This is a genomic window from Acidimicrobiales bacterium (assembly GCA_025455885.1).
Taxonomy (GTDB): Bacteria; Actinomycetota; Acidimicrobiia; order Acidimicrobiales; family Acidimicrobilacustridaceae; genus Rhabdothermincola_A.
The window spans coordinates 46769-68296 of the sequence record JALOLR010000006.1 but is presented as its reverse complement, the minus strand read 5'-3'; the positions used below and the strand labels follow the sequence as shown (position 1 = coordinate 68296).

At 72.6% G+C, this 21528-nt stretch carries 24 protein-coding genes and 1 tRNA gene; 8 read left to right on the top strand and 17 right to left on the bottom strand.

Features of this window, described 5'->3' with window-relative positions; all coding sequences use genetic code 11:
* The first annotated feature begins 19 nt into the window (after positions 1–19).
* Both MUE36_06520 and MUE36_06515 read left to right on the top strand, forming a co-directional pair.
* Entirely contained in the window at positions 20–820 is an 801-nt protein-coding gene (locus MUE36_06520) for a L,D-transpeptidase (GenBank protein MCU0310578.1), read from the top strand.
* Positions 821–825: 5 nt separating this feature from the next.
* Positions 826–1503, top strand: coding sequence for a hypothetical protein (locus MUE36_06515; protein MCU0310577.1), 678 nt, complete (start codon positions 826–828; stop codon positions 1501–1503).
* A 39-nt stretch (positions 1504–1542) separates the two neighbouring features.
* Here the strand turns inward: MUE36_06515 and MUE36_06510 are convergent, their stop codons facing one another.
* A complete protein-coding gene (locus MUE36_06510) occupies positions 1543–1971 on the bottom strand; it encodes a hypothetical protein (protein MCU0310576.1) in 429 nt (142 codons plus the stop codon).
* Positions 1972–2046: 75 nt separating this feature from the next.
* Here MUE36_06510 and MUE36_06505 point away from each other — a divergent pair, with 75 nt between their 5' ends.
* A complete protein-coding gene (locus MUE36_06505; protein ID MCU0310575.1) occupies positions 2047–2463 on the top strand; it encodes a hypothetical protein in 417 nt (138 codons plus the stop codon).
* Between the two features lie 27 nt (positions 2464–2490).
* On the opposite strand, the gene MUE36_06500 is transcribed toward MUE36_06505, so the two are convergent.
* From MUE36_06500 to MUE36_06485, 4 genes are all read right to left on the bottom strand, one after another.
* Complete coding sequence (locus tag MUE36_06500) at positions 2491–3063, bottom strand: dienelactone hydrolase (protein ID MCU0310574.1); 573 nt, start codon at positions 3061–3063, stop codon at positions 2491–2493.
* Complete coding sequence (locus tag MUE36_06495) at positions 3060–4730, bottom strand: acyl--CoA ligase (GenBank protein MCU0310573.1); 1671 nt, start codon at positions 4728–4730, stop codon at positions 3060–3062. Before MUE36_06495 ends, MUE36_06500 begins: the two co-directional genes overlap by 4 nt.
* A gap of 73 nt (positions 4731–4803) precedes the next feature.
* Positions 4804–5526 carry a hypothetical protein gene (locus MUE36_06490; GenBank protein MCU0310572.1) on the bottom strand — a complete coding sequence of 241 codons (723 nt, stop codon included), beginning with the start codon at positions 5524–5526 and terminating at the stop codon, positions 4804–4806.
* A 20-nt stretch (positions 5527–5546) separates the two neighbouring features.
* A complete protein-coding gene (locus tag MUE36_06485; GenBank protein MCU0310571.1) occupies positions 5547–6176 on the bottom strand; it encodes a hypothetical protein in 630 nt (209 codons plus the stop codon).
* An 87-nt stretch (positions 6177–6263) separates the two neighbouring features.
* Here MUE36_06485 and glpX point away from each other — a divergent pair, with 87 nt between their 5' ends.
* Positions 6264–7253, top strand: coding sequence for a class II fructose-bisphosphatase (gene glpX, locus MUE36_06480; protein MCU0310570.1), 990 nt, complete (start codon positions 6264–6266; stop codon positions 7251–7253).
* A 19-nt stretch (positions 7254–7272) separates the two neighbouring features.
* Here the strand turns inward: glpX and MUE36_06475 are convergent, their stop codons facing one another.
* The 3 genes from MUE36_06475 to MUE36_06465 are packed head-to-tail and all read right to left on the bottom strand — an operon-like array spanning position 7273 to position 9924.
* Complete coding sequence (locus MUE36_06475) at positions 7273–8070, bottom strand: SDR family oxidoreductase (protein ID MCU0310569.1); 798 nt, start codon at positions 8068–8070, stop codon at positions 7273–7275.
* Between the two features lie 45 nt (positions 8071–8115).
* Entirely contained in the window at positions 8116–8715 is a 600-nt protein-coding gene (locus MUE36_06470; GenBank protein ID MCU0310568.1) for a hypothetical protein, read from the bottom strand.
* Positions 8716–8757: 42 nt separating this feature from the next.
* On the bottom strand, positions 8758–9924 hold the full coding sequence (locus tag MUE36_06465) for an acyl-CoA desaturase (protein MCU0310567.1): 1167 nt from the start codon (positions 9922–9924) through the stop codon (positions 8758–8760).
* A 231-nt stretch (positions 9925–10155) separates the two neighbouring features.
* On the opposite strand from MUE36_06465, the gene MUE36_06460 reads away from it, so the two are divergent.
* Complete coding sequence (locus tag MUE36_06460) at positions 10156–11817, top strand: molybdopterin-dependent oxidoreductase (protein ID MCU0310566.1); 1662 nt, start codon at positions 10156–10158, stop codon at positions 11815–11817.
* A gap of 12 nt (positions 11818–11829) precedes the next feature.
* On the opposite strand, the gene MUE36_06455 is transcribed toward MUE36_06460, so the two are convergent.
* Complete coding sequence (locus MUE36_06455; protein ID MCU0310565.1) at positions 11830–12861, bottom strand: L-threonylcarbamoyladenylate synthase; 1032 nt, start codon at positions 12859–12861, stop codon at positions 11830–11832.
* 64 nt (positions 12862–12925) lie between these two features.
* Positions 12926–14179: a hypothetical protein gene (locus MUE36_06450; protein MCU0310564.1), complete on the bottom strand. Its 1254-nt coding sequence runs from the start codon at positions 14177–14179 to the stop codon at positions 12926–12928.
* A 9-nt stretch (positions 14180–14188) separates the two neighbouring features.
* On the opposite strand from MUE36_06450, the gene MUE36_06445 reads away from it, so the two are divergent.
* Entirely contained in the window at positions 14189–14443 is a 255-nt protein-coding gene (locus MUE36_06445; protein ID MCU0310563.1) for a hypothetical protein, read from the top strand.
* On the opposite strand, the gene MUE36_06440 is transcribed toward MUE36_06445, so the two are convergent.
* The 3 genes from MUE36_06440 to MUE36_06430 all read right to left on the bottom strand — a co-directional run bounded on the left by MUE36_06440 (position 14407) and on the right by MUE36_06430 (position 16790).
* Positions 14407–15111: a TetR/AcrR family transcriptional regulator gene (locus tag MUE36_06440; GenBank protein ID MCU0310562.1), complete on the bottom strand. Its 705-nt coding sequence runs from the start codon at positions 15109–15111 to the stop codon at positions 14407–14409. The two genes, MUE36_06445 and MUE36_06440, sit on opposite strands and share 37 nt — an antisense overlap.
* Positions 15112–15174: 63 nt before the next feature.
* A complete protein-coding gene (locus MUE36_06435) occupies positions 15175–15792 on the bottom strand; it encodes a cysteine hydrolase (GenBank protein MCU0310561.1) in 618 nt (205 codons plus the stop codon).
* The gene (locus MUE36_06430; GenBank protein MCU0310560.1) at positions 15792–16790 is read right to left on the bottom strand and encodes an LLM class flavin-dependent oxidoreductase; all 999 of its coding nucleotides are present in this window, start codon (positions 16788–16790) and stop codon (positions 15792–15794) included. Before MUE36_06430 ends, MUE36_06435 begins: the two co-directional genes overlap by 1 nt.
* A gap of 180 nt (positions 16791–16970) precedes the next feature.
* On the opposite strand from MUE36_06430, the gene MUE36_06425 reads away from it, so the two are divergent.
* Positions 16971–18197, top strand: a complete 1227-nt coding sequence (locus tag MUE36_06425) for an acetyl-CoA C-acetyltransferase (protein ID MCU0310559.1) — start codon at positions 16971–16973, stop codon at positions 18195–18197.
* Positions 18198–18203: 6 nt separating this feature from the next.
* Here MUE36_06425 and MUE36_06420 read toward each other — a convergent pair whose 3' ends face one another.
* From MUE36_06420 to MUE36_06405, 4 genes are all read right to left on the bottom strand, one after another.
* Positions 18204–18671, bottom strand: coding sequence for a DsrE/DsrF/DrsH-like family protein (locus tag MUE36_06420; protein ID MCU0310558.1), 468 nt, complete (start codon positions 18669–18671; stop codon positions 18204–18206).
* A 54-nt stretch (positions 18672–18725) separates the two neighbouring features.
* On the bottom strand, positions 18726–19043 hold the full coding sequence (locus MUE36_06415; protein ID MCU0310557.1) for a TusE/DsrC/DsvC family sulfur relay protein: 318 nt from the start codon (positions 19041–19043) through the stop codon (positions 18726–18728).
* A gap of 37 nt (positions 19044–19080) precedes the next feature.
* Positions 19081–20319, bottom strand: a complete 1239-nt coding sequence (locus tag MUE36_06410; GenBank protein MCU0310556.1) for an NAD(P)/FAD-dependent oxidoreductase — start codon at positions 20317–20319, stop codon at positions 19081–19083.
* Positions 20320–20485: 166 nt separating this feature from the next.
* Positions 20486–20559 (bottom strand) — tRNA-Ala (locus tag MUE36_06405).
* Positions 20560–20702: 143 nt separating this feature from the next.
* Between MUE36_06405 and MUE36_06400 the strand changes: the two genes are divergently transcribed.
* A complete protein-coding gene (locus tag MUE36_06400; protein MCU0310555.1) occupies positions 20703–21197 on the top strand; it encodes a CAP domain-containing protein in 495 nt (164 codons plus the stop codon).
* Positions 21198–21528 lie beyond the last annotated feature (331 nt).

The window sequence follows — 21528 nt, the reverse complement described above, 5'->3', positions numbered from 1 at the left end:
GCCGGTAGCGTTCACCCCCATGCGCATCCGTGTCACCGCCCTCGCCGTGGCGACGGCCCTCGTGCTCGCCGCCTGCGGCGGGTCGAGCGCCAGCACCGCTCCGGTCACGACGACCGCCGCCTCGACCCCGACGACGGTCGCCACCACCACCACGCTCCCGCCGGGGTGTGGGGTCCCGACGACCGAGGCCCAGAGCTTCACCGCCACCGCCGCGAACCCCGGCGAGCTCCCGATCTACGACAGCCCGGGCGCCCCCGAGCCCACCCGGACCATGACCAACCCGCGGCTCATCAACGACGACCCGAACGCGGCTGTCGACCTCGTCTTCCTCGTCAAGGACGCCCCCGTCGCCGAGGACTGCGAGTGGGTCGAGGTGTACCTGCCCATGCGTCCCAACGGCTCCTCCGGCTGGGTGCGGCGAGCCGACGTGACCCTCCTCTCGAACCCCTACCGCATCAAGGCGGACCTCGGGAACTTCCAGCTCACCGTCCTCAAGGACGGAGAGGTGATGAAGGAGATCCCCATCGCGGTGGCCGCCGACAACACGCCCACCCCGGGCGGGCTCTACTACATCACCGAGCTCGTCCAGACCCCGGACCCGGGCGGCGTCTACGGACCCTACGCCTACGGGCTCTCGGGGTTCTCCGAGGTCCACCAGACCTTCAACGGCGGTCCCGGCCAGCTGGGCATCCACGGCACCAACCAACCCCAGTTCATCGGCCAGCAGGTCAGCAACGGGTGCATCCGGATGAGCAACGCCGACATCACCGAGCTGTCGAAGATCCTCCCGCTCGGCGTGCCCGTCGAGGTGATCGCCTGAAGCGGTTGGCGGTCCCCGCCCTCCTCGTGGCCGGGCTGGCGCTCGGCGCCTGCACCAGCTCGGGCGACGACGCCGCGCCCGCCACCACGCTCACCGGGCCGGCGGCCACCATCGCCGCCGCCGCCGAGCTGCTCCCCCCCATCGCTGCCGACCAGGAGCTGCCCCCCCAGGACCTCTCGTCGATCCGCGAGGTCTACGACGAGGCGTTGGCCACGATGGGGCTCACCCTGACGCGGGGGGCCCTGATCGACCTCAGCGGAGGGCGCTACGAGCCCTCGCCCGACGGGCGCCACCTCGCCCTCTACGTCGAACCGATCGCCGGTCGCACCGCCGAGGAGTACGCCGAGGCGGCGTGGACGCTGTCGGCGCTGGTGACGCCCGACGTGTTCGCCCGATGGTCGGGGCTCGACTCCTACGACATCTGCCAGGAACCGCTACCCGAGGTCGACCCGTCGCCCGAGCCCAGCCCGGTGACCCAGCTCAACCTCACGCGTGAGGCGGCGTCGCGGGTCGACTGGACGAACGGCGACCTGACCAGCCTGCTCGTGGCGGCTCGCCAGAGCGACGACCTGCGCATGTACGTCAACCGGGAGATGCGCGAGACGGCGACCTACTCGGCTGCCAACGACGAGGCGAGGGCGCTCACCGGGGCCGGCCCCGTGCTCACCACCCCCCCGGGCTGACCGACCTCCTCCCCTGCGCCAGGCGCGTCGCGACGCCGGTCAGGGCCAGTCGACCGCGATCCGCGTCCGGTCGGCCGGGTCGACGCGCACCGGGAGCTCGCGGCCGGCGGTCATGAGCACCAGGTGCTGGTACGGCACCACCACGGTCGCCGCCAAACGGTACGGCTCGGCGCCGGGGAGGCGGATCTCGAGGTCGAGGACGCTCACGGGCTGGAAGCCGACCATCCCGGCCGTCGCCCGGTGACCGTGGAGGACGGCCACCCCGGGTGTGCCCCCGACGAGGTCGTCCCCGCTGCCCTCGGCGGCCTGCTGCTGTTGGGTGCGAGCCCACTCGGCCTGGTCGGCCGCGTTGCGGAGGTCGTCCGGGAGTTGCCCGAGCTTGCCGGTGAACGTCGTCGGACGGCCCGACGCCGCGGCGAGGTCGTCGCTCTGCTTCTTCAGCCGGTTCATGTCGTCGAAGATGCCCACCCTGACCCCTTGCCCCTCGGGCCGACCGTCCTTAGCCTGGCCGCGTCGACGGTCGGCGAACCGAGGGGGAGTCTCATGGGGTTGTTCAAGAAGGTCAAGGACGGGATGGACCAGGCCGAAGCGGGGCTCGGGCAGGCCGCGGCGGCTCAGCAGTTCGCCCAGCAGCACGCCACCCAGGCCCCGGCCGAGGGCCAGATCGGCATCGCCGGGCTGCCCGTCGACCCTGCGGCGATGGGCGGACCGTCCTCGGCGCCGCTCGACGCCGACGACCCGATGCTCCAGCCCGTCAACGGCATCGGCATCGCCGAGTACGCCGCCGTGGCCAAGATCGCCCAGGAGCGCGGCGTGACCACCGAGGAGGGCATGGCCGAGATCGCCGGGGAGCAGGGCTTCGACCCGGCGACGTTCGCCGCCGCGGTGAAGGAGTGGGTGAGCCGGATGGGCCAGTCGATGGTCGTCGGCCAGGAGTTCCGCAAGCACATGGGCTACTGAGGAGCCCACCCCACCGGCGCCGCGGGCTCAGGCCCACGCGCCCAGCCAGTCGGCCACGACAGCCACGATCGCCTCGTCGGCGTTGCGCGGGTCGTGGCCCCCGGGGAGCCACGCGAAGGTGACCGGACCGGGCACGGCCGCGGCGGCGGCCTCGAGCTCGTCCGGCGAACCGAACGGGTCCTTCTCCCCGCTCACGAACAGGCACGGGAGGTGGAGGCCCCCGAAGTGCTCCACGCGGAGCTTGTCGGGCTTGCCCGGCGGGTGGAGCGGGTAGCTCAACAGCACCAGCCCCGCCGCCGGCAGGCCCTCGGCGACCGCCATCGAGCACATGCGTCCACCGAAGGACCGACCGCCGAGGACGAGCCGGGCGGGATCGACGCCGGCGTCGCCGACGGCACGGGCGGCCTCCTCCACGACCGCCGCCACCGCCACCGGCGCGCGGTCGGGGGCCTTGCGCCCGGCCTTGCGGTACGGGAAGTCCATCCGTCGGACGGGGAGCGGCACCAGGCCCTCCTCGAGGGCGACGAGGGTGTGGTGATCGCGATCCGCGCCCGCGCCGGGGGCCAGCAGCATGGCCCCGGGCGCCACCCCCGGGGTCACGGGCTCACCGCCTCGGCGGCGGCGCGGCGCTCGGCGTCGACCCGCAGCTCCCCCTTCGCGACCTTGCCCCCCGACGAGCGGGGGAGCTCGTCGACCACGACGAGCCGTTCGGGCCACCACTCCCGCGACACACCCCGCCGGCGCAGGTGATCGGTGATCCCGTCGAGCTCGACGGCGTGCCCGGGCCGTACCTCCACGTACGCGCACACCCGCTCGCCGAACACCGGGTCCGGCCAGGCCACCACCGCGACCATCGCCACCGCCGGGTGGGTCCCGATCTCGGCCTCCACCGCCGGTGCACTGATGTTCTTGCCGCCGCGGATCACGAAGTCCGAGGTGCGCCCCACCACGGTGAGCACGCCCTCCGGGTCGATCTCCACGATGTCGCCCATCAGCATCCACCCGTCGTCGGTGAACAGCGCGGCGTTCGCCTCGTCGTCCGCCCAGTACCCGAGGCACGTGACGGGCCCCCGACACCCCGGTCGCCCCGGTCGGCCCGATCCGGTGATGTCGGAGCCGTCGTCGGGGTCGAAGAGCCGGACGTGCATCTCGTCGATGATCCGCCCGGCGGTGCGCAGACGAACGTCACGATCGTCGGCGACGGTCGTGCCGCTCAGCGCACCGGTCTCGTTGGAGCCGTAGAACTGCAACACCGCGGCGCCGGTCTCGCGCTCGAACTCGGCGGCCCGCTCGAAGGGCACGGCCTCGCCACCGGTGAACATCGACCGCAACGAGGAGAGGTCGCGGGGACGCTCGGCCTGGGCGTTGAGCAGCATGATGAACTGCGTGCTGACGCAGCACAGCACGGTGACCCGCTCCCGCTCGACGAGATCGAGGGCGAGGTCGGCGTCGAAGCGCTCCATCACGACCGTCGGGCTGGCCAGCAGCGTCGGCGTGAAGTGGGAGGTCCAGAGCCCGAACCCGAACGGCGCCGGGAGGAGGCTCATGAACACCTCGTCGTCCCCGAAGCCGCCGGCGCGCACGGCCAGGCGGTGGTAGGCGATCCACCGGTTCTGGGTGTGCATCACGCACTTCGGCAGACCGGTCGTCCCCGAGGTCGAGTTGAGCAGGAACAGCTCGTCGGGGCCGAGCTCGAGACCCGGGTCGAGCACGCCGACGGGGCCGGGACGTCCGTCGACGAGGACCTGATCGCCGACCACACACGGCTCGTCGGGGATCACCACGAGGTGCTCGACGCGGTGGCCGAGCGCAGCGACGGCGTCGACCAGGTCGTCGGCGGGACGCCCCCGCAGGGCGGCCGTCGTCACCAGCGCCCGCGCCCCGGAACGGGCCGCCAGGTGAGCCACCTCGGCGTCGCCGGCCCGGGTGCCGATCCCCATGGCCACGAGCCCGGCGCGGGGAAGGGCGTGCAGCGCCACGTGGACCAGGTCGGTGTCGGGGAGGACGACGGCGACCCGGTCGCCGCGGTCGAGACCGAGTCCGGCCAGCACCTCGGCCAGCACCGTCACGGACCGCTCGAGCTCACCCCACGAGACGGAGCGGTCGACGGTGACGAACGCCCGGTCGTGCGGCCGACCGACGGCGTTGGCGGCCAACGCGTCCCCGAGGGTGGCGTCGCCCCACCACCCCGAGGCACGGTGCTCGGCCACCACCGCGGGAGCGGCCCGGGGCACGTCGCCGAGGCGGGGACGATCGAGCGAGGGCATCGTCGCGCACCGTACCGGACGGGTCGGTGGGGCGACGCCGGGCACGAGGACGGCCGGGCACTCGGCGTGGCGATCAGCGACCGGTGAGGATGCGCCGCGCCTCGGCGAGGTCGGCGATGCGCTGGGCCGCGCCGTCGTTCTCCGCGCCGTGGTCGGGATGGGCCTCGCGCAGCAGTGCCCGGTAGCGACGGATCACGTCGCCCACCGGCGGCGCCGCCACGGCGGTGGCGATGCCTCCTGCCTCGAAGCCCATGACGCTCATCGCCCACGCCGTGGGGTTCTCCACCGCGGCGCGACCGAACGACACCCCCCGCTTCCCGCCCGCGACGACGGCGATGAAGTCGTCGCCGACGGGTCCGACCCACTTGGTGGCCCGACGCAGCGACGCCATCACACTCGGGAGGACGTGGGCGTCGAGCGTCCCGGCGGCGTAGATCGCGCCGAGCACCTGTTGCTCCGGTGCGCCGCTGTCGCCGAAGTCGAACCAGAGCCGCTCGCCGTCGCCCATGAGGCGGTGGCGCACGGACGACAGGCCGACCGTGTCGACCTGCAACCGGTGGCGCAACCGCGGCTGCGGGATCGGCCGACCCTGCTCCAGCTCGAGGGTGAGGCGCTTGATGTCGGGGATGTGGTCGGGATCGATGCCCGGCACGTGCTCGGCCACCACCCCGGCCAGGAGCACGCCACCGAACCCGGGCGCCGGCTCGCACGGGAGATCCATCTCGCCCAGCGCCACTCGACGGGTGGGCGCGTGGGGACGCGAGCAGTAGATCTCGAAGTCGGCCAGGACCACCACGGGCCCGAGGCTACCGGCGCTCAGACGAGCGGCCTCAGCCGGGCCCGGAGCTCGTCGGCGAGCTCTTCGACCCGCTCGTCGCCGACGTCACCGTCGCTGCCCGGTTCAGCGGTGAGCGCCGCGGCGAGCCCCGTCGCCGCCCGGACCAGGTCGTCCCAGACGACGGGGTCGAAGCCGAAGGGCAGGCGCATCGACGCCATCGTCGCCGAGAGGTCGACGAGGGCGAGCACGCCCTCCGGGTCCGAGGCCCGGCGTCGGAGCCGATCGGCGGCGAGGAACACGCCCCCGAGGAGCTCCTGGGCGTCGACGTCGTCGTCGAGCCCGTCCCACTCGGGATCGTCCTCGCCCTCGTCGGCGGCGGGGAAGAGCGACGGATCGGCCACCGCGCCGGACTCGACGGCATCGATGAGCTCGTCGACCACGAACTGCGCGCCGGCCGGAACCACGATCGTCGCGCCCTGCCACACGTGGGCGATCCCCTCACCGACGACGAGCCGATCGAGCAGCTCGCGGTCCTCGACCGACCACTCGTCGAGGGCGAACTCCGTTCGGTCCTCGCCGACCTCGGCGGCGTCGCGCCGTTCGGTCCCGTCGCCCCGTCCGTCGGCGGGATCGTCGTGGTCGGCGGGATCGTCGCGGTCGTCGTCCATCGCCGCAGTCTCGCGTCGGCGTGACGGCCGGCGCCGACCAGGGGCCGGAACGGATCGGCCCCGCCGGCCCAGAAGTAGTCTGGAGGAATGACTGACGAGCGAGAGACGCCGGACCGCAACGTCGCCCTCGACCTGGTGAGGGTCACGGAGGCCGCGGCGCTCGCCGCCGCCCGCTGGATGGGGCGGGGCGACAAGGAGGGCGCCGACGGTGCGGCGGTCGACGCCATGCGCCTGGTGCTCGGGACCGTGCCGATGGACGGTGTCGTCGTCATCGGCGAAGGCGAGAAGGACGAGGCCCCGATGCTCTACAACGGCGAGCGGATCGGCGACGGATCGCCGCCGTCGGTCGACATCGCCGTCGACCCCATCGACGGAACGACGCTGACGGCCAAGGGCCGCGGCAACGCGCTGGCCGTCATCGCCCTCTCCGAGCAGGGCACGATGTTCGACCCCGGACCGTGCGTCTACATGGAGAAGATCGCCGTCGGGCCCAGCCTCGTCGGGGTGGTCGACATCTCACTCAGCCCCTCCGAGAACCTCCGGGCGGTGGCGCGCACCAAACGGGTCGACGTCTCCGAGGTCACCGTCGTGATCCTCGAACGCGATCGCCACGACGACCTGATCGCCGAGGTCCGTGACGCGGGCGCGCGGATCCGGCTCATCCCCGACGGCGACGTCGCCGGGGCCATCTCCACCGCATGGCTCGACTCGGGCGCCGACATCCTGTTCGGCATCGGCGGCACGCCCGAGGGCGTCATCGCCGCCGCCGCCCTCAAGTGCATGGGCGGCGAGCTCCAAGGTCGGCTGTGGCCGCGTGACGACACCGAGCGCGCCGCCGCCGTCGCCGCCGGCTACGACCTCGACCGGGTCCTCGGTACCGACGACCTCGTGGCCGGCGACAACTGCTTCTTCGCGGCCACGGGGATCACCGACGGGGAGCTGTTGAAGGGCGTCCACGTCGACGCCCGGGGCGCGACCACCCAGTCCCTCGTGATGCGGTCGAAGTCCGGGACGGTCCGCCTCGTCAACGCGGTGCACCAGCTCGACAAGCTGCGGTTCCACGGCGCGCTGCTCTGACGAGGCGGACCCGGGACCCTCAGCCGATGATCGACCGGAGCATCCCGACGGCCCGGCGACGAACCGTCCGGGGGACCGGCGCGATCGCTGCGGTCGCCACCCGGTAGCCGACACCGGGGACCACCAGCGCCTGACCCCGCTGGGCGCCGTCGACGGCGTCACGGGCCACGTCCTCGGGCGTCATCCAGACGAAGCCGGGGAGCCCGTCGGCTCCGGAGCCCTCCGGGAGGTGCCCGGCGAACTCCGTGCGGGTGAACCCGACGAGGGCCGCCGACACCGAGACCCCGGTCCCCCGGGTCTCCTCGTGGAGGGACTCGCTGAAGCTGGCCACGAAGGCCTTCGTGGCCGCGTAGGTGGCCATGGTCGGCATGGGGACGAGGCTGGCGATCGAGGCGATGTTGAGCACCGAGCCCCTCCCCCGCTCGAGCATGCCCGGGAGCGCGGCCCGGGTGAGCTGCTGGAGGGCCACGACGTTCACCGCCACCATGCGCTCCTCGGCCTCGGGATCGAGCTCGGCGAAGGGGCCGGAGGTGCCGAACCCGGCGTTGTTGACGAGGAGGTCGACCGGTACGTCGGTGGCGGCGAGTCGCTCGGCGACGGCGGCGCGGCCCGCGGCGTCGGCGAGGTCCGCCGCCACCACGTCCACCTTCGTGCCGTGGGCGGCGGCGAGCTCGTCGGCGAGACGGGCGAGAGGATCGGCTCTTCGGGCGGTCACGACCAGCGTGGGCACCCGCCGTGCGGCGAGCTCGCGGGCGACCGCTTCACCGATGCCGCTCGACGCCCCGGTCACGAGAGCGACGCTCCAGGGTTGGTCCATGAGGGGAACCTAGGCCAGGTGACCGCGCCCCGTGCCGGGACGCGGTCAGGTGGAGGTGAGCGCGAGCGCTCCGCCGACGAGGGGCAGGGCCAGCACCAGGTACCAGAGGCCGGCCAGTGCCGAGGCCAGCGACAGGAGGAGGAAGGTGGGGCTGACGAGGGTGAGCGCCGCGCCGTAGCCCGGCAGGTCGCGGCGGGCGGCGAGCATGAGCCGACCGGCGCGCCAGGCATCCCCCGGCCGAACGCGGGTGGGGCCGCCCCGGAGCTGCGCCGCCCGGGCGACCTCGACGAGATCCGTGCCGTGCCGCCGGGCCAACTCGGGCACCGACCCGATGCGCCCCGGGAGCTCGACCACCTCGCGCAGCGCGGAGCCGAAGAGCCAGAGCACCATCACCGGTGCCGCGACGACGCCCGCGACGACGAGCCCGGCCAGCGCGTCGACGAGGGAGGAGGGCCGGACGACGAGCCCGATGGCGGCGACGACGACGACCGCGGCGAGCGCCACCGCCACGGTGTAGATGCGCACGACTCGGACCGCCCCCACCGCGATCGGCAACAGCCTGCCCAGGACCACGTAGGCGCGATCGGCCCTCACACGGGCGGCGTCACCGCCGGTGACGTCGGATCGCATCGGTGCGCCGGACATGGAGAGCACCGTACCCAGCCCGGGGCCGATCGAGTCGTCGCGCTAGCGACGTCCGGCCGGGAAGGTCTGCTGGCTGCGTCGGGTCACGCCGGCGAGCGCCTCGGCGTCGGCCACCGCGGCGTGCAGGTCGCGGTCCACGGCCACCTTCTCGGTCTCGAGCGCGAGCTCGAGCGCGTCGCGCTGTCCGGTCAGCTCCGCATCGGTGGCCGTGGCGGCCGCGTCGATCCGGTCGTCCACCCGCACCCTGGCCACCTCCGCCTGGGCGCGGGCCCAGTGGTACTTGAACATGCCGACGTCGAAGTTGCCGTTGGCGATCCGGTCGGACGCGAGCACCTGGCCGCTGGGCACCTTGAGGTCCCGGACGATGCCGACCCAGCTGAGGGCCTTCAGGATGTACCAGGTGACGTCGAGCTCCCACCAGAAGAAGCCGTTGCGGGCCGACGCCTGGTAGTGGTGGTGGTTGTTGTGCCATCCCTCGCCGAGGGTGAGCACCGAGATGAACCAGTTGTTGCGGCTGGTGTCGTCGGTGACGAACCGGCGACGTCCCATCACGTGGGCGAGGCTGTTCACCAGGAACGTCGAGTGCCAGAGCACCACCGTGCCGAGCATGAAGGAGAAGAAGAGCCCGGACCAGCCGGCGACGAGCGTGCAGGTGATGGCGAGCAGCCAGGGGAACAGCCCGTTCCACTTGTCGACGAAGCGCAGCTCGGGGTACTTGGCGAAGTCGCGGATCCGCTCGTGGGGGATGTCGTCGTAGCGGTCGCACAGTATCCAGCCCACGTGGCTCCACCAGAAGCCCCGCAACGGCGAGTGGATGTCGAGCTCGGTGTCGCTGTAACGGTGGTGGTTGCGGTGGTGCCCCGCCCACCACAGCGGCCCCTTCTGCGCCGAGGTGGCCCCCCCGACGGCGAGGACGAGCTGGAAGGCCCGACTGGTGCGGTAGGTGCGGTGGGCGAAGTACCGGTGGTAGCCGCCGGTGATGAAGAACATGCGACCCCAGACCACCACGACGAAGAGCACCAGCGCCTCGGGGGTGACCCCGAACCAGACGGTGCCGGCGACGGCGAGGACGTGGACGAGCAGGAACGGGATCGACGAGCGCCAGTTGACGTGCTCCTCGGGGGTGCGCTCGAACGGTGCGGTGACCTTGGGCAGGACGGTGGCGCCCTGGGCCGGGTCGTCGATCAGCGAGAGGGGGGGAGACTCCACACGATGCCTTTCTGGGCGATACCTCTCTGGGAGATGCCCTTCTGGACCTGCGTCGGGATGATCGAAACGTAGCCTACCTACCGGTCGGTAGGGAGCGGTGGTCGGGCCCCGCGAAACGAAACAGTCCCGAACGAATACCGCCCGCCGATCCGTACCCCGCGGTCGCTCCGTACCATCCACCGAGGCCCGCAACGACACGTGCGGGCCCGACCACCGTCACCGGAGATCCCGTTGGACCACGCCCCACGACCCTCGCCGTGGCTGCCCCGCCTCGCCGGAGCGGTCGCCGCCGCGGTGTCGCTCGCAGTCGCCGAGATCGTCACCGGCCTGACCGGCGCCGAGTCGCTCGTCGCCTCGGTGGGCACGCAGGTCGTCGACCGGGCCTCCGGCGGCATCGTCAAAGCCGCCATCGAGGCCTTCGGGACCAACGACAAGGCCGTGCTCCTGACCAGCATCGTCGTCGTCGTCCTCGCCGTCGGCGCCGTGGTGGGTGGCGCGTCCGTCCGCCGGCCCTGGATCGCCGCCGCCGCGTTCGCCGCCGCCGGCCTCCTCGGTGCCCTGGCCGGAATGGCCGACCCCGGGTCGTCGGGGGGTGGCGCGCTCGCGGCGGCCACCGTGGCGGCGGTCGCCGGATGGGCGACCCTGCGCCTGCTCCTCGGCGTGCTGACATCGGGCGGCCCGCTCCCGATGGCGACGACGGCCGCGACGGTCCGGCGACCCGCGGCCGGTCCCCCGGTCGGCGGCGACGACGGAACCGTCGTCGAGGTCCCGGGAAGGGCGAGCGGCGACCGCCGCGCCTTCTTCGCATGGACGGGCGCCGCGGCCGCGTTCGCAGGGCTCACGGCGATCGGGACCCGGTCCTGGGCGGGGTCCTCGAGCGCCGAGCTGGCCCGCTCGACCGTGACGCTGCCCCCCGTGACGCCACCGCCCTCGGCCGCCCCGACGACCGTCGGCCCTGCGGCCGCGCCCGCGGCCGGCTCCCTCTCCGTGGAGGGCCTCACCCCCCTGATCACCCCCAACGACCGCTTCTACCGCATCGACACCGCCCTGGTCGTGCCCCAGGTCGACCCGTCGGGGTGGGCGCTCGAGATCAAGGGCGACGACGTCGACCCGTACCGCCTCACCTTCGACGAGCTCCTCGCCCTGCCGATGGTCGAGGCCCCCGTGACCATCGCCTGCGTCAGCAACGAGGTCGGCGGGGACCTGGTGGGGACGGCGGTCTGGCAAGGGGTCCCTCTGACGACGATCCTCGAGCGCGCCGGGCTTCGGCCCGGCGCCGTCCCCGAGGGCGCCGCGCAACTCGTCGGGCGCTCGGTCGACGGGTTCACGGTGGGCTTCCCGACCGAGGTCGCCCTCGACGGCCGCCAGGCGATGGTGGCCGTGGGCATGAACGGCGAGCCGCTCCCCGTCCGCCACGGTTTCCCGGCGCGCCTCGTGGTGGCGGGCCTCTATGGCTATGTCTCGGCCACCAAGTGGCTGACGACCATCGAGCTCACCGGATGGGACGACTTCGACGCGTACTGGATCCCCAGGGGCTGGGCCAAGGAGGCCCCCGTGAAGACCCAGTCGCGCATCGACGTCCCCCGGCCCGGCGGCGACCCGCCGGCCGGCCCCGTGGCCCTGGCCGGCGTGGCGTGGGCCCCCACCCGCGGCATCCGCAGGGTCGAGGTCCAGATCGACGACGGCGCCTGGATCGAGGCCGAGCTCGGCCCGGGCGGGAACGACGACGTCTGGCGGCAGTGGGTCCACGTCTGGGACGCCGCGCCCGGACGGCACACCGTCAGGGTGCGGGCCACCGACGGCACCGGCGAGACCCAGCCCGGTGAGCGCAGCCGCGTCGATCCCGACGGCGCCACCGGGTGGCACACCCGCACCGTGAACGTGTCGGCCTGAGCCCTGGCGCCGTCAGCCCGGCGCGGCGCTCGCCCGCCGAAGCCGGTCGATGACGGCCACACCGATCCCGACGTCGGGAGGCGGCACGCAGACCAGGACCTGGACACCCAGCCGGTCGGCCTGGCGCATCCGTCCGTAGAGGAGCCGGGCGTACTCCTCCGGAGCACCGGCGGGCTCGAGCACGACGACCTCGGCGGGGACGCCGTCGACGGCGCGAGGGGCCAGCAGCCCGACGATGGGCGGACGACCCCCTGGCCCCGTCCCGGCGAGGTGCTCGGTGAGCACGGCCACGACCGCATCGACATCGGCGAGCACGACCCGGGCGCGAGGCGCATAGTGGGCGGGCAGCATCCCCGGAGCGCGGGCCTCCACGGTCCCGACGCGCGCCGCCGCCGCCCGCTCCGGCTCACGCCCGAGCACGTCGCCCAGGCGTTCACCGCTCACACCGCCGGGACGGAGCACGAGCGGCTCATCACCGGTGAGATCGACGATCGTCGACTCCACGCCGACCGCGCACGGGCCGCCGTCGAGCACCAGGTCGACACCGTCCCCGAGCTCGGCGACCACGTCTGCCGCCGTCGTGGGGCTCACCCGCCCGAACCGGTTGGCCGAGGGCGCGGCCACGCCGCCACCGAACTCCTCCAGCAGGAGCCGCGCCACCGGGTGGTCGGGCACCCGCAACCCGACCGTGGGTCGCCCGCCGGTCACGGCGTCGACCACCTTCGGGCTCCGCCACAACAGGAGGGTGAGAGGCCCCGGCCAGAACGCGTCGGCCAGCAGGCGCGCCGCCGGCGGCACGTGCTCCGCGTAGGCGTCGAGGAGGTCGGCGTCGCCGAGGTGGACGATGAGGGGGTGGTCCACCGGACGACCCTTCACCTCGTAGATGCGGGCGACCGCGGCGGGGGCCGCCGCGTCCGCTCCCAGCCCGTAGACGGTCTCGGTGGGGAACGCGACCAAGCCGCCGGCCCGCAGAGCCGACGCCGCCCGGGCCACACCCTCGAGGCCCGCCACCACCTCCGGCCCGGTCGGCTCCGACGACGTCATCGGCGGATCCTACCGAGCCTCCGGCACCGGTTCCCCCGGCGGGCGACCTCGACCGCGTCGCCGCTCAGCCGACGAAGCGACCCACCGAGACACGACCGATGAAGGCGTAGGCGGTCAGCGTTCCGGCCACGACGATCGCCACCCACGCGATGATCCGCAACCACCGCGGCAACCGGCCGAGCATCGCCGCGTAGGCGGGGTAGAGGACCCAGTCGGCCATCGCGAACCGGTTGAAGCTGGCCAGGACGCTCGACGCGAACGGCAGTGCGATCATGGCCACCCCGAGCATCCACGCCTCCATCGGGAAGCGGTGACGAGCGGTGCGCCCCTCTCGACCGAGCCGACCGGCCACCGCCAGGTAGACGAGCCCCACGAGCACGATCCCGACCGCCCAGAGGTCGAAGGCGCGGGCCACCAGCGCCGGGACCATCACCGTGCGCCGGTCGGGCGTCAGGTTGTCGATGCCCTGGAGCACCGAGTTCCACGGCGCCGACACCGTGCGACCCCAGTCGTCCTGCACGCCGAGGAAGGCGAACGCATCGCCGAGCTGGACCTGCATGGTCACGAGCACGGCGCCGAGGCCCACCAGACCCGCCCCGGCGTAGACGACCGCCCAGCGGTCGACGCGACGGGTCCGGATCACGCGGGCGAGGATCAGCACCGCGGGGACGAGGATGCCGACCGACCGTGTGGTCGCCACGCCGAGCAGGAGGGCTGCGGCCAGGCCCCGCCGACCCCGACGGTCCGCCCAGACGGCTCCGGCCCCGAGGGCGATGAACAGGGCCTCGGAGTAGAACATCCAGAGGAACAGCGACGAGGGGAAGACGGCCAGCAGCACCACCGCCCGTCGGGCCGCCACCTCGTGCACCCACTCCCGGGTGACCCCCCACACGGCGACGAAGGCCCCGAGCGCGGTGATCGACGCCACCGCGTGGGCGGTGACGGCGTCCGAGCCGGTGAGCCACCAGATCGGCGTGCCCAGCCATGCCACACCCGGGAAGAAGGCGTGCGACGGCATGAAGGGTCGCGGGTCCCAGTACCCGTGGTGGAGGATGCGCAGGTAGTGCGCCCCGTCGTAGGAGTAGGCGGACTCGACCCCCTTGCCGCCGAGCCAGAGGGTGACGGCCAGTGACGCCAGACGCCAGAGGGCCCACACCGCGACGGGGAAACACAGGCCGGGCAGCATCGGCGTGGAGCGCAGGCGGCTCCAGATGCTCGTTGCCTCGGGCGACGGACGCGACGGCGACGCCGGCCGGGTCTCCTCGTCCTCCGCAAAGAGCGCCGGGGGGGCGGCGTCGTCGGGAAGCGTCGTGGTCACGGAGCCCCGATGTTATGCCGCCCCCGCGGCACGGTCGTCGACGGCCACCGACCGGACCCCGGACCCGATCTGGCCGGCGGCGCCCCGCCGTGCGAGGGTGGACGGGTGCCCGTGCTCGCGACGACGGTCGACTGGCCGGTGGTGGCCGCCGGCGTGGTGGTGGTCACCGCCGTGGCCCTCTGGGGGCTGTTCCGCCGGGGCTCGATCGCCGACCGCGCCCGGACGGACTACGACGACACCGACGCGGACGACGGCCCGGCCTGATCCGGCGCGGGCGGCGTCCGCCCGGTGACGGTGGTGTAGAGGACACGGGCCATGGAACGTCGCAGGTCGTCCCGCGGGGCACCCCACTGCTCCAGGCCTTCGTGGTGGGCGGCCACGTGGGCGAGCATCGAGATCACGACCCCGGCCTCGGCTCGCGGGTCGGGTCGGTCGCCGTCCTCGTGCGCGAGGAGCTCCACCAGCGCCTCGGAGGGCTCGCGGAGGAACCGCGTGCGCAGGTCACGGAACCGCCGGTCCCCCTCGTCGGTGGCCAGGTCGACGACCCGCAGCACCGCCCGGTGGCGGTCCCACACCCCGAGGAACCCGTCGGCCACCCCCAACGCCGAGTCCCACGCCGACGGACCCCGCCACGGCCGGTCACGGACGAGGTCGGCCAACTCGGGCCCGCACGTCGAGGCCATCTCCTCGGCCAGGGCCAACACCGCTTCCTCGACGTCGCCGAAGTACTGGTAGAAGGCGGCCGGCGACATCTCGGCGGCGCGGGCGATGTCGACGACCCGGACCTCCCGGTAGGTCGCGGTGTCGAGGAGTTCGGCCGTGCTCTCCAACAGGCGTTGGCGGGTGCGCTGCCCGCGACGACCGACCGACCGGGCCGCCGGTGGGGTGGGGTCCCCGGCGCCGGAGGCATCGGGGCGGGCGACGCTGGGCACGAGGCGAGGGTAGCGAGCGAACGGCGCACCGACCCTCGCCGGCGCTGTGCCGGCGGGCGGGAGCTACCCCCAGGCGTCCAGCACCTCGTCGGTGGTGACCACCGTGGCGACCAGCGCGTAGGAGTTGGCGAGGAGGGCCCGGGCGTAGTCGTCGGGCACTCCGGCGACGGCGTCACGGGGCACCACCACCTGGTACCCGGCGTTGACCAGCCCGATGGACAGGCCCATCAGCGCGACGTTGAGCGAGACGCCGACGACGACGACCGTGCGTACCCCGAGGTTGCGCAGGATGGGGTCGAGGTCGGTGCCGCCGACGGGGTCGAGGCCGTGGTAGCGGCCGAGAACCAGGTCGTCGGGCGACAACCCGAACTCCGGGATCGGCAGTGCCGCCTCGCTACCCGGGAGCATCGGTGGCGAGACCTTGTTCATCGCCACGAACATGCGACCGTTGGTGTTGGCGCCCCGGTTGTCGAGCCGCCGCCAGAAGACGGCGTGGAGGACCTGCACCCCCGCCGTGCGGGCGCCGTGCACGAGGCGGCTCCCGTTGGGGACGACCGTGTCACGGGCGGCCGCGGCGAGCTCGGGGAGGGCCGAGTCCGGGCCGAGCACCCCGTTCTGGCACTCGGAGGTCACCACCGCCGTGGTGGTGGGGGCGAGCAGGGCGCTGAGGTCGACCGCCATCAGGCCGCGGCGCGGATGCGGGGCAGGACCTTGTCGACGTAGAGCTCGAGGCTGGCCCAACCGTGCTCGGGTGCGGTGCCGCCCACCATCGGCATCAGGACCAGACCACCGAAGGGCCCCAGCTCCTCGGCGAAGGCCACCGCTTCGTCCGGGGTGAGCACCTTGTAGACGTGGCCGGCACGCAGCGCCTCGATCGTGTCGGCGTCGGTGCTGACCGCGGAGCGGATGTCAGGGGTCTGCCAGGACTTGTAGACCATGGCGTCGTGGAGCATGTGGGGGCCCACCTCGGCCCACGTGCGCTCCGGGTCCTCGCTGATGAACAGGCAGCCCGTGGTCTCGGCCGCGGGCATGAGGCACATGCCCGGTGTCGTACCGAGGCGTTCGCACTCGGCCTGGTAGTGCTCGGCCAACGCGGGGTCGTTGGCGGCCAGCTGGGCGCTGAGCCCGAAGCGGGCGGCGCGCTCGACGGCGGCCTTGCCAGAACCACCGACGAAGAACATGGGGTGGGGCTCGGTGAACGGTGGCGGCGTGACCTGCACCGTCTCCCCCCGGAGCTCGAAGGGCTCCCCGGTCCAGGCCTTGAGCATCGTGTCGAGGGCCTCGTCGAGGAGCTTGCCCCGCCGCTTCCACTCCTTGCCGAGCAGGTGGTACTCGATCGGCCGGTACCCGAGCCCGGTGGTGAAGGTGATGCGCCCCTTCGACAGGTGGTCGAGGGCGGCGATGTCCTCAGCCAGGCGGACCGGGTCGTGCTCGGGGACGAGCAGCGCCTGGATGCTCATCATGATGCTCTTCGTGCGACCGGCGATGGCGGCGGCCATGATCAGCGGGGACGACATGTAGTTGTCCGGGCTGGCGTGGTGCTCGGACAGCACGCAGATCTCGAACCCGTTGGCATCGGCGTACTCGGCCATGTCGAGGGCGGCGGCGTACATCCCCTGGATCTCGGTCCGGGACCGGCCCGGGGCCCGCATGTCGAAGCGCAGGATGGACATGGCCATGGGTGTCTCCCCCTCGTGGTCGGAGCGCCCGTTCTACCGCACCCGCCCCGGGCGTGGTGCACCGGACGCCCCGCCCCGGCGAAGCCACCGATCGGTTACCGGTTCCGGACCGATCGCGATAGACAGACACGATCCGTCCGGTGCGTGCAGGCGCATGCGCCCTCCCGCCAGGAGTTCCCCATGCCCGAAGCCGTGATCGTCGCCACCGCCCGCAGCGCCATCGGTCGGGCCAACAAGGGCTCGCTGACCAAGGTGCGCCCCGACGACCTCGCCGCGACCATCATGCGCGCCGCCCTCGACAAGGTGCCGGCGCTCGACCCCTCCACCGTCGAGGACGTGATCCTCGGGTGCGCCCAGCCGGCCGGCATGCAGGGCTACAACATGGCTCGCGTCGTGTCGGACCTCGCCGGCATGGGCCACGTCCCGGGCGTCACGGTGAACCGCTACTGCTCGTCGTCGCTGCAGTCGATCCGCATGGCGGCCCACGCCATCAAGGCCGGCGAGGGCGATGTCTTCATGGCGGCGGGCGTCGAGACGGTGAGCCAGTTCGGGTCGGGCATGGCCGACGGCCTCCCCGGCACGCACAACGAGCGGATGGCCGCCGCGGAGGCGCGCACCGCCGAGCGGTCCCAGGGCGGGGCACCGACCTGGACGCCCTTCGACGGTGGCATCGCCGACTACTACCTGGGCATGGGTCAGACCGCCGAGAACGTCGCCCAGTACGAGGGCGTGTCCCGCGAGGACCAGGACGAGTTCGCGGCCCTCTCCCAGCAACGGGCCACCGCGGCCCTCGAGCGGGGCTTCTTCGAACGGGAGATCACCCCGGTCGAGACCGTCGACGCCGACGGCAACCCGGTGACGGTGACCCGCGACGACGGCATCCGGGCCGGCACCACCAAGGAGAAGCTCGCCGAGCTGAAGCCGGTCTTCCGCCCCGACGGGACCGTGACGGCCGGCAACGCCTGCCCCCTGAACGACGGGGCGGCCGCCGTGATCGTGATGAGCGACGCCCGGGCCCGCGAGCTGGGCCTCACGCCGCTGGCCCGCGTGATCTCGTCGGGGGTGAGCGCCCTCGACCCGGAGATCATGGGGCTCGGCCCGATCGAGGCGTGCCGCCAGGCCATGGCCCGCGCCGGGATGACCATCGACGACATCGACCTGGTGGAGATCAACGAGGCGTTCGCGGCCCAGGTCGTGCCGTCGGCCCGCCACCTCGGCATCAGCTACGACAAGCTCAACGTCAACGGCGGCGCCATCGCCCTCGGCCACCCGTTCGGGATGACCGGCGCCCGCATCATGACGACGCTGCTGAACGGGCTCGAGGACACGGGCGGCACCATCGGCATGGAGTCGATGTGCGTCGGTGGCGGCCAGGGCATGGCGATGATCGTGGAGCGCCTGGCCTGAGCGCCGTCAGGTGAAGATGATCTCGCCTCCGGCGGCGATCTCGTAGAACTCGCCGACGGTGATGATGCCGCCGAGATCGTCGAAGAAGTCCTCCCTCGACATGCCGAAGAGGTCCACCGACGCCAGGCAGGCGTACATGCCGGCACCGGTGTCGGAGATGAGTTCGATGAACTCGGGCACCGACGGGATGTCGAACTGCTCCATCTTCTTGTTGAGCATGTGGGTGGCGATACCCGACATGCCGGGGAGCCCACCGAGCAGGGTGTTCATGTGCATGCCCGGGTTACCCACCGTGGCGATCTTGATGTGCTCCATGCGCTTCTTGTGGATGGCGTCCAGGCCGAAGAAGGTGAAGAACAGATTGGCCTCGATCCCCTCGGCGCGGGCCCCGTTGGCCATGATGAGCCCGGGATAGATCCCGTCGAGGGACCCCTTGGAGATGATGATCGAGACCTTCTCGATGGTGTCGGACACGGTGACTCCTTGTTCGTGCCGCGAGGCGGCGGGGGGACGGGCGATCTCGGTGGGTCAGATGCAGCCGCGCGGCTTGGGGATGCCGGCGATCTTGGCGGCCACCTTGGCGGGCCCCTTCGGGAAGAGCTGGTAGAGCTCCTTGACGCTGACCCCGGAGGTCTTCCCGAGCATCCGCACGGTCGGCCCCGTGCCCTTCTCGAAGTACTCCTTGCGCATGAAGTCGATGACCTGCCAGTGCCGGTCGGTCAGGTCGTCGATGCCTTCGTCCCGGGCGATCTCGACGGCGATGTCGCGGTCCCACTGGTCGGGCTGCTCGAAGAAGCCCTCATCGTTCACTTCGACGTCACGGCCGGCGAGCGTGCGGGTCGTCATGGTGGTGCTCCTTGGGTGCGGGGTCCGGGGACCCGGGTCAACGGTCGCTGAGAGCCTTGCCGGAGGTCGGCATGTCGGGGCCGATCCCGGGGATGTCGCGCCCCGGCAGGAGTGCGTGCCAGTAGAACCACTGGAACATCAGCTTGCCGAGGTGGTTGAGGCGGGAGTCCTTGAGCAGCGGGGCGCCCACGGCGCTCGGGAAGTGACCGCCGACCGGCTCGGTGTCGTAGTTGAAGTCGATGAGCATGGCCTTGTGGAAGCCGGTCTCGATGAAGCAGTTGGCGTGGCCGTCGTAGGAGGCGTCGAGCGGTTCGCCGGCGAGGAAGCGGATGATGTTGTCGACCATCACCTCGCCCTCGAAGTGGGTCACGGAGCCCGCCTTCGACGCGGGGACGTCGGTGGCGTCGCCGATCGCGAAGATGTTGGGCTTCACCTTGGACTGCAGCGTGCGGGGATCGGTCGGCACGAAGCCCAACGCGTCCCCCAGTTCCGGCGAGCGCTCGACGTAGTCCGCCCCGCCGTGGACGGGGATCATGACGGCGAGGTCGAAGGGCACCTCCCGCTCGTCCCACGCCACCAGGCGACCCCCGACCCCGTCCACCTCGCCGGTGTTGAACTCGGTGACGAGGTGGACGCCCTTCTCCTCCAGCATCCCCGAGAGCGCCGCCGACGCAGTGGGCTTGGTGAACGCCCCGTCGAGCGGGGTCACGTAGGTGAGCTCCACGTCCTGGCGGATGCCACGCTCGCGGAGGTACCAGTCGGCGAGGAAGCAGAACTCGAGGGGCGCCACCGGGCACTTGATGGGCATGTCGACGACGTTCACCACGAGACGGCCGCCCTCGAAGCTCTCGAGGGCGCCGTGCAACGCGGTGGCGCCGGGAAGGTCGTAGAAGGTGAAGACCCGCTCGTTCCACCCCGGGCCGGTCAGCCCCTCGGTCTCCTCGGGGACGAGGCGGGCGCCGGTGGCCACGAGCAACAGGTCGTAGTCGAGCACTGCGCCGTCGACGAGGTGGACCCGATCGGCCTCGACGTCGACCCGTTCGACGGCGGTCCGGCGGAACTCGACGCTCTTGTGGAGCTGGCGGTGCCGGGGTCGCACGATGTGGTCGGGATCGGCCAGGCCGAAGGGCACGAAGAGCAGTCCGGGCTGGTAGACGTGGTCGTCGTCCTGGTCGACGACGGTGATCGTGGCGTCACGCCCGTAGTGGCGGCGCAGGCGGTTGGCGGTGAGCGTCCCTCCCGTCCCACCGCCGAGGATCACGATGTGCGGGCCCATGGGCTGCCTTTCCGGTCGTGGACACCTCCATGATGGGGCATCCCGTCCGATCCGCGCCAGGGCCGGAGGTCATACCCCTGGAGGTATGGTCCCACGGTCCCGGAGCGCACGCGGGGAAGGCCCGGCCGGAGCCGGGCCTTCCCCGTCGGTCACCACGTGCCGGCGGTGGAGGTGAGGAGAATCGAACTCCCGACCTCTACGTTGCGAACGTAGCGCTCTAGCCAACTGAGCTACACCCCCGCAGGGGTCGTCACGATACCCGACGCCGGAGCGGGCTCGGTCAACCCGGTGTCGCCGCGCACACCCTGGGCCGAACGACCCAACGACGCATCGCGGTCGCAAACGCGCTCAAGGTGAAACTCCCAGGGGCCGACAACCACCTCATGTCACTCCAGGAAACGATGAACGAGACCACTCGGGTGACGGCGCCTCGTCGCCGGGGCCGCCGTCGGGCGGCTGTCGTCGCCGCCCTCGCCCTCACCGTGGGCCTGATGGTCGGCGCGTGCACCCCCGAGGCCTACCGCCAGGCCGACCTGATCAACCAGGCCCGCGGGGCCAACGGCCTGGCGCCCCTCCAGTTCAACAGCATGCTCCACTTCAAGGCCCAGGCGTGGGCGGAGCAGCTCTCCCGCCAGGGCTACCTCTCGCACTCCCGATTGACGGACGGGAACTGGTCGACGACGTGGACCGCACTCGGCGAGAACGTGGGCATGGCGTGGTCCCAGGAGCAGGCGATGGACGCCTTCATGCGCTCCCCCGCCCACCGGGCGAACATCCTCAGCCGGGTCTACAACAAGGTCGGCACCGGCGTGGCCCAGAGCCCCGACGGCCGCATCTGGTTCGTGCAGGAGTTCATGCACGAGTGGTTCGTGGGCTGATCCCCGATCGAGGGCCCACCCCCCGGGGCCCCTCCCCCTCGCGGGACAGCGGCCCGCTCCTGCGCAGACGCGACGATGGCGCCCCGATGGGGCGCCATCGTCGCGTCCGGGTGCTCCACGCCGGGGTGCGGGGAACCGCCACGGCGTCCGTCCGTCGCCCGAGGGAACGGTGAGAGGGACCGTCCGCCCCGAGTCGAGGGAGGACGACGACGACGAGTCGACCCGACCGCATCGTCGCGACGCGTCCGCGGCCGGCGCCGGACCCAACGCCGACACAAGGGCCGGTAGGGGGGCCGGCACAGGGCCGGGTCGGACGCAACCGAGCGGGGGC

Bases quoted from the DNA above. Each gene is read 5' to 3' on its own strand.
- MUE36_06520 (MCU0310578.1), top strand. From the start codon at position 20: ATGCGCATCCGTGTCACCGCCCTCGCCGTGGCGACGGCCCTCGTGCTC.
- MUE36_06505 (MCU0310575.1), top strand. From the start codon at position 2,047: ATGGGGTTGTTCAAGAAGGTCAAGGACGGGATGGACCAGGCCGAAGCG.
- MUE36_06495 (MCU0310573.1), bottom strand. From the start codon at position 4,730: ATGCCCTCGCTCGATCGTCCCCGCCTCGGCGACGTGCCCCGGGCCGCT.
- MUE36_06485 (MCU0310571.1), bottom strand. From the start codon at position 6,176: ATGGACGACGACCGCGACGATCCCGCCGACCACGACGATCCCGCCGAC.
- glpX (MCU0310570.1), top strand. From the start codon at position 6,264: ATGACTGACGAGCGAGAGACGCCGGACCGCAACGTCGCCCTCGACCTG.
- MUE36_06475 (MCU0310569.1), bottom strand. From the start codon at position 8,070: ATGGACCAACCCTGGAGCGTCGCTCTCGTGACCGGGGCGTCGAGCGGC.
- MUE36_06470 (MCU0310568.1), bottom strand. From the start codon at position 8,715: ATGTCCGGCGCACCGATGCGATCCGACGTCACCGGCGGTGACGCCGCC.
- MUE36_06455 (MCU0310565.1), bottom strand. From the start codon at position 12,861: ATGACGTCGTCGGAGCCGACCGGGCCGGAGGTGGTGGCGGGCCTCGAG.
- MUE36_06445 (MCU0310563.1), top strand. From the start codon at position 14,189: ATGTTATGCCGCCCCCGCGGCACGGTCGTCGACGGCCACCGACCGGAC.
- MUE36_06435 (MCU0310561.1), bottom strand. From the start codon at position 15,792: ATGGCGGTCGACCTCAGCGCCCTGCTCGCCCCCACCACCACGGCGGTG.
- MUE36_06430 (MCU0310560.1), bottom strand. From the start codon at position 16,790: ATGGCCATGTCCATCCTGCGCTTCGACATGCGGGCCCCGGGCCGGTCC.
- MUE36_06425 (MCU0310559.1), top strand. From the start codon at position 16,971: ATGCCCGAAGCCGTGATCGTCGCCACCGCCCGCAGCGCCATCGGTCGG.
- MUE36_06415 (MCU0310557.1), bottom strand. From the start codon at position 19,043: ATGACGACCCGCACGCTCGCCGGCCGTGACGTCGAAGTGAACGATGAG.
- MUE36_06410 (MCU0310556.1), bottom strand. From the start codon at position 20,319: ATGGGCCCGCACATCGTGATCCTCGGCGGTGGGACGGGAGGGACGCTC.
- MUE36_06400 (MCU0310555.1), top strand. From the start codon at position 20,703: ATGTCACTCCAGGAAACGATGAACGAGACCACTCGGGTGACGGCGCCT.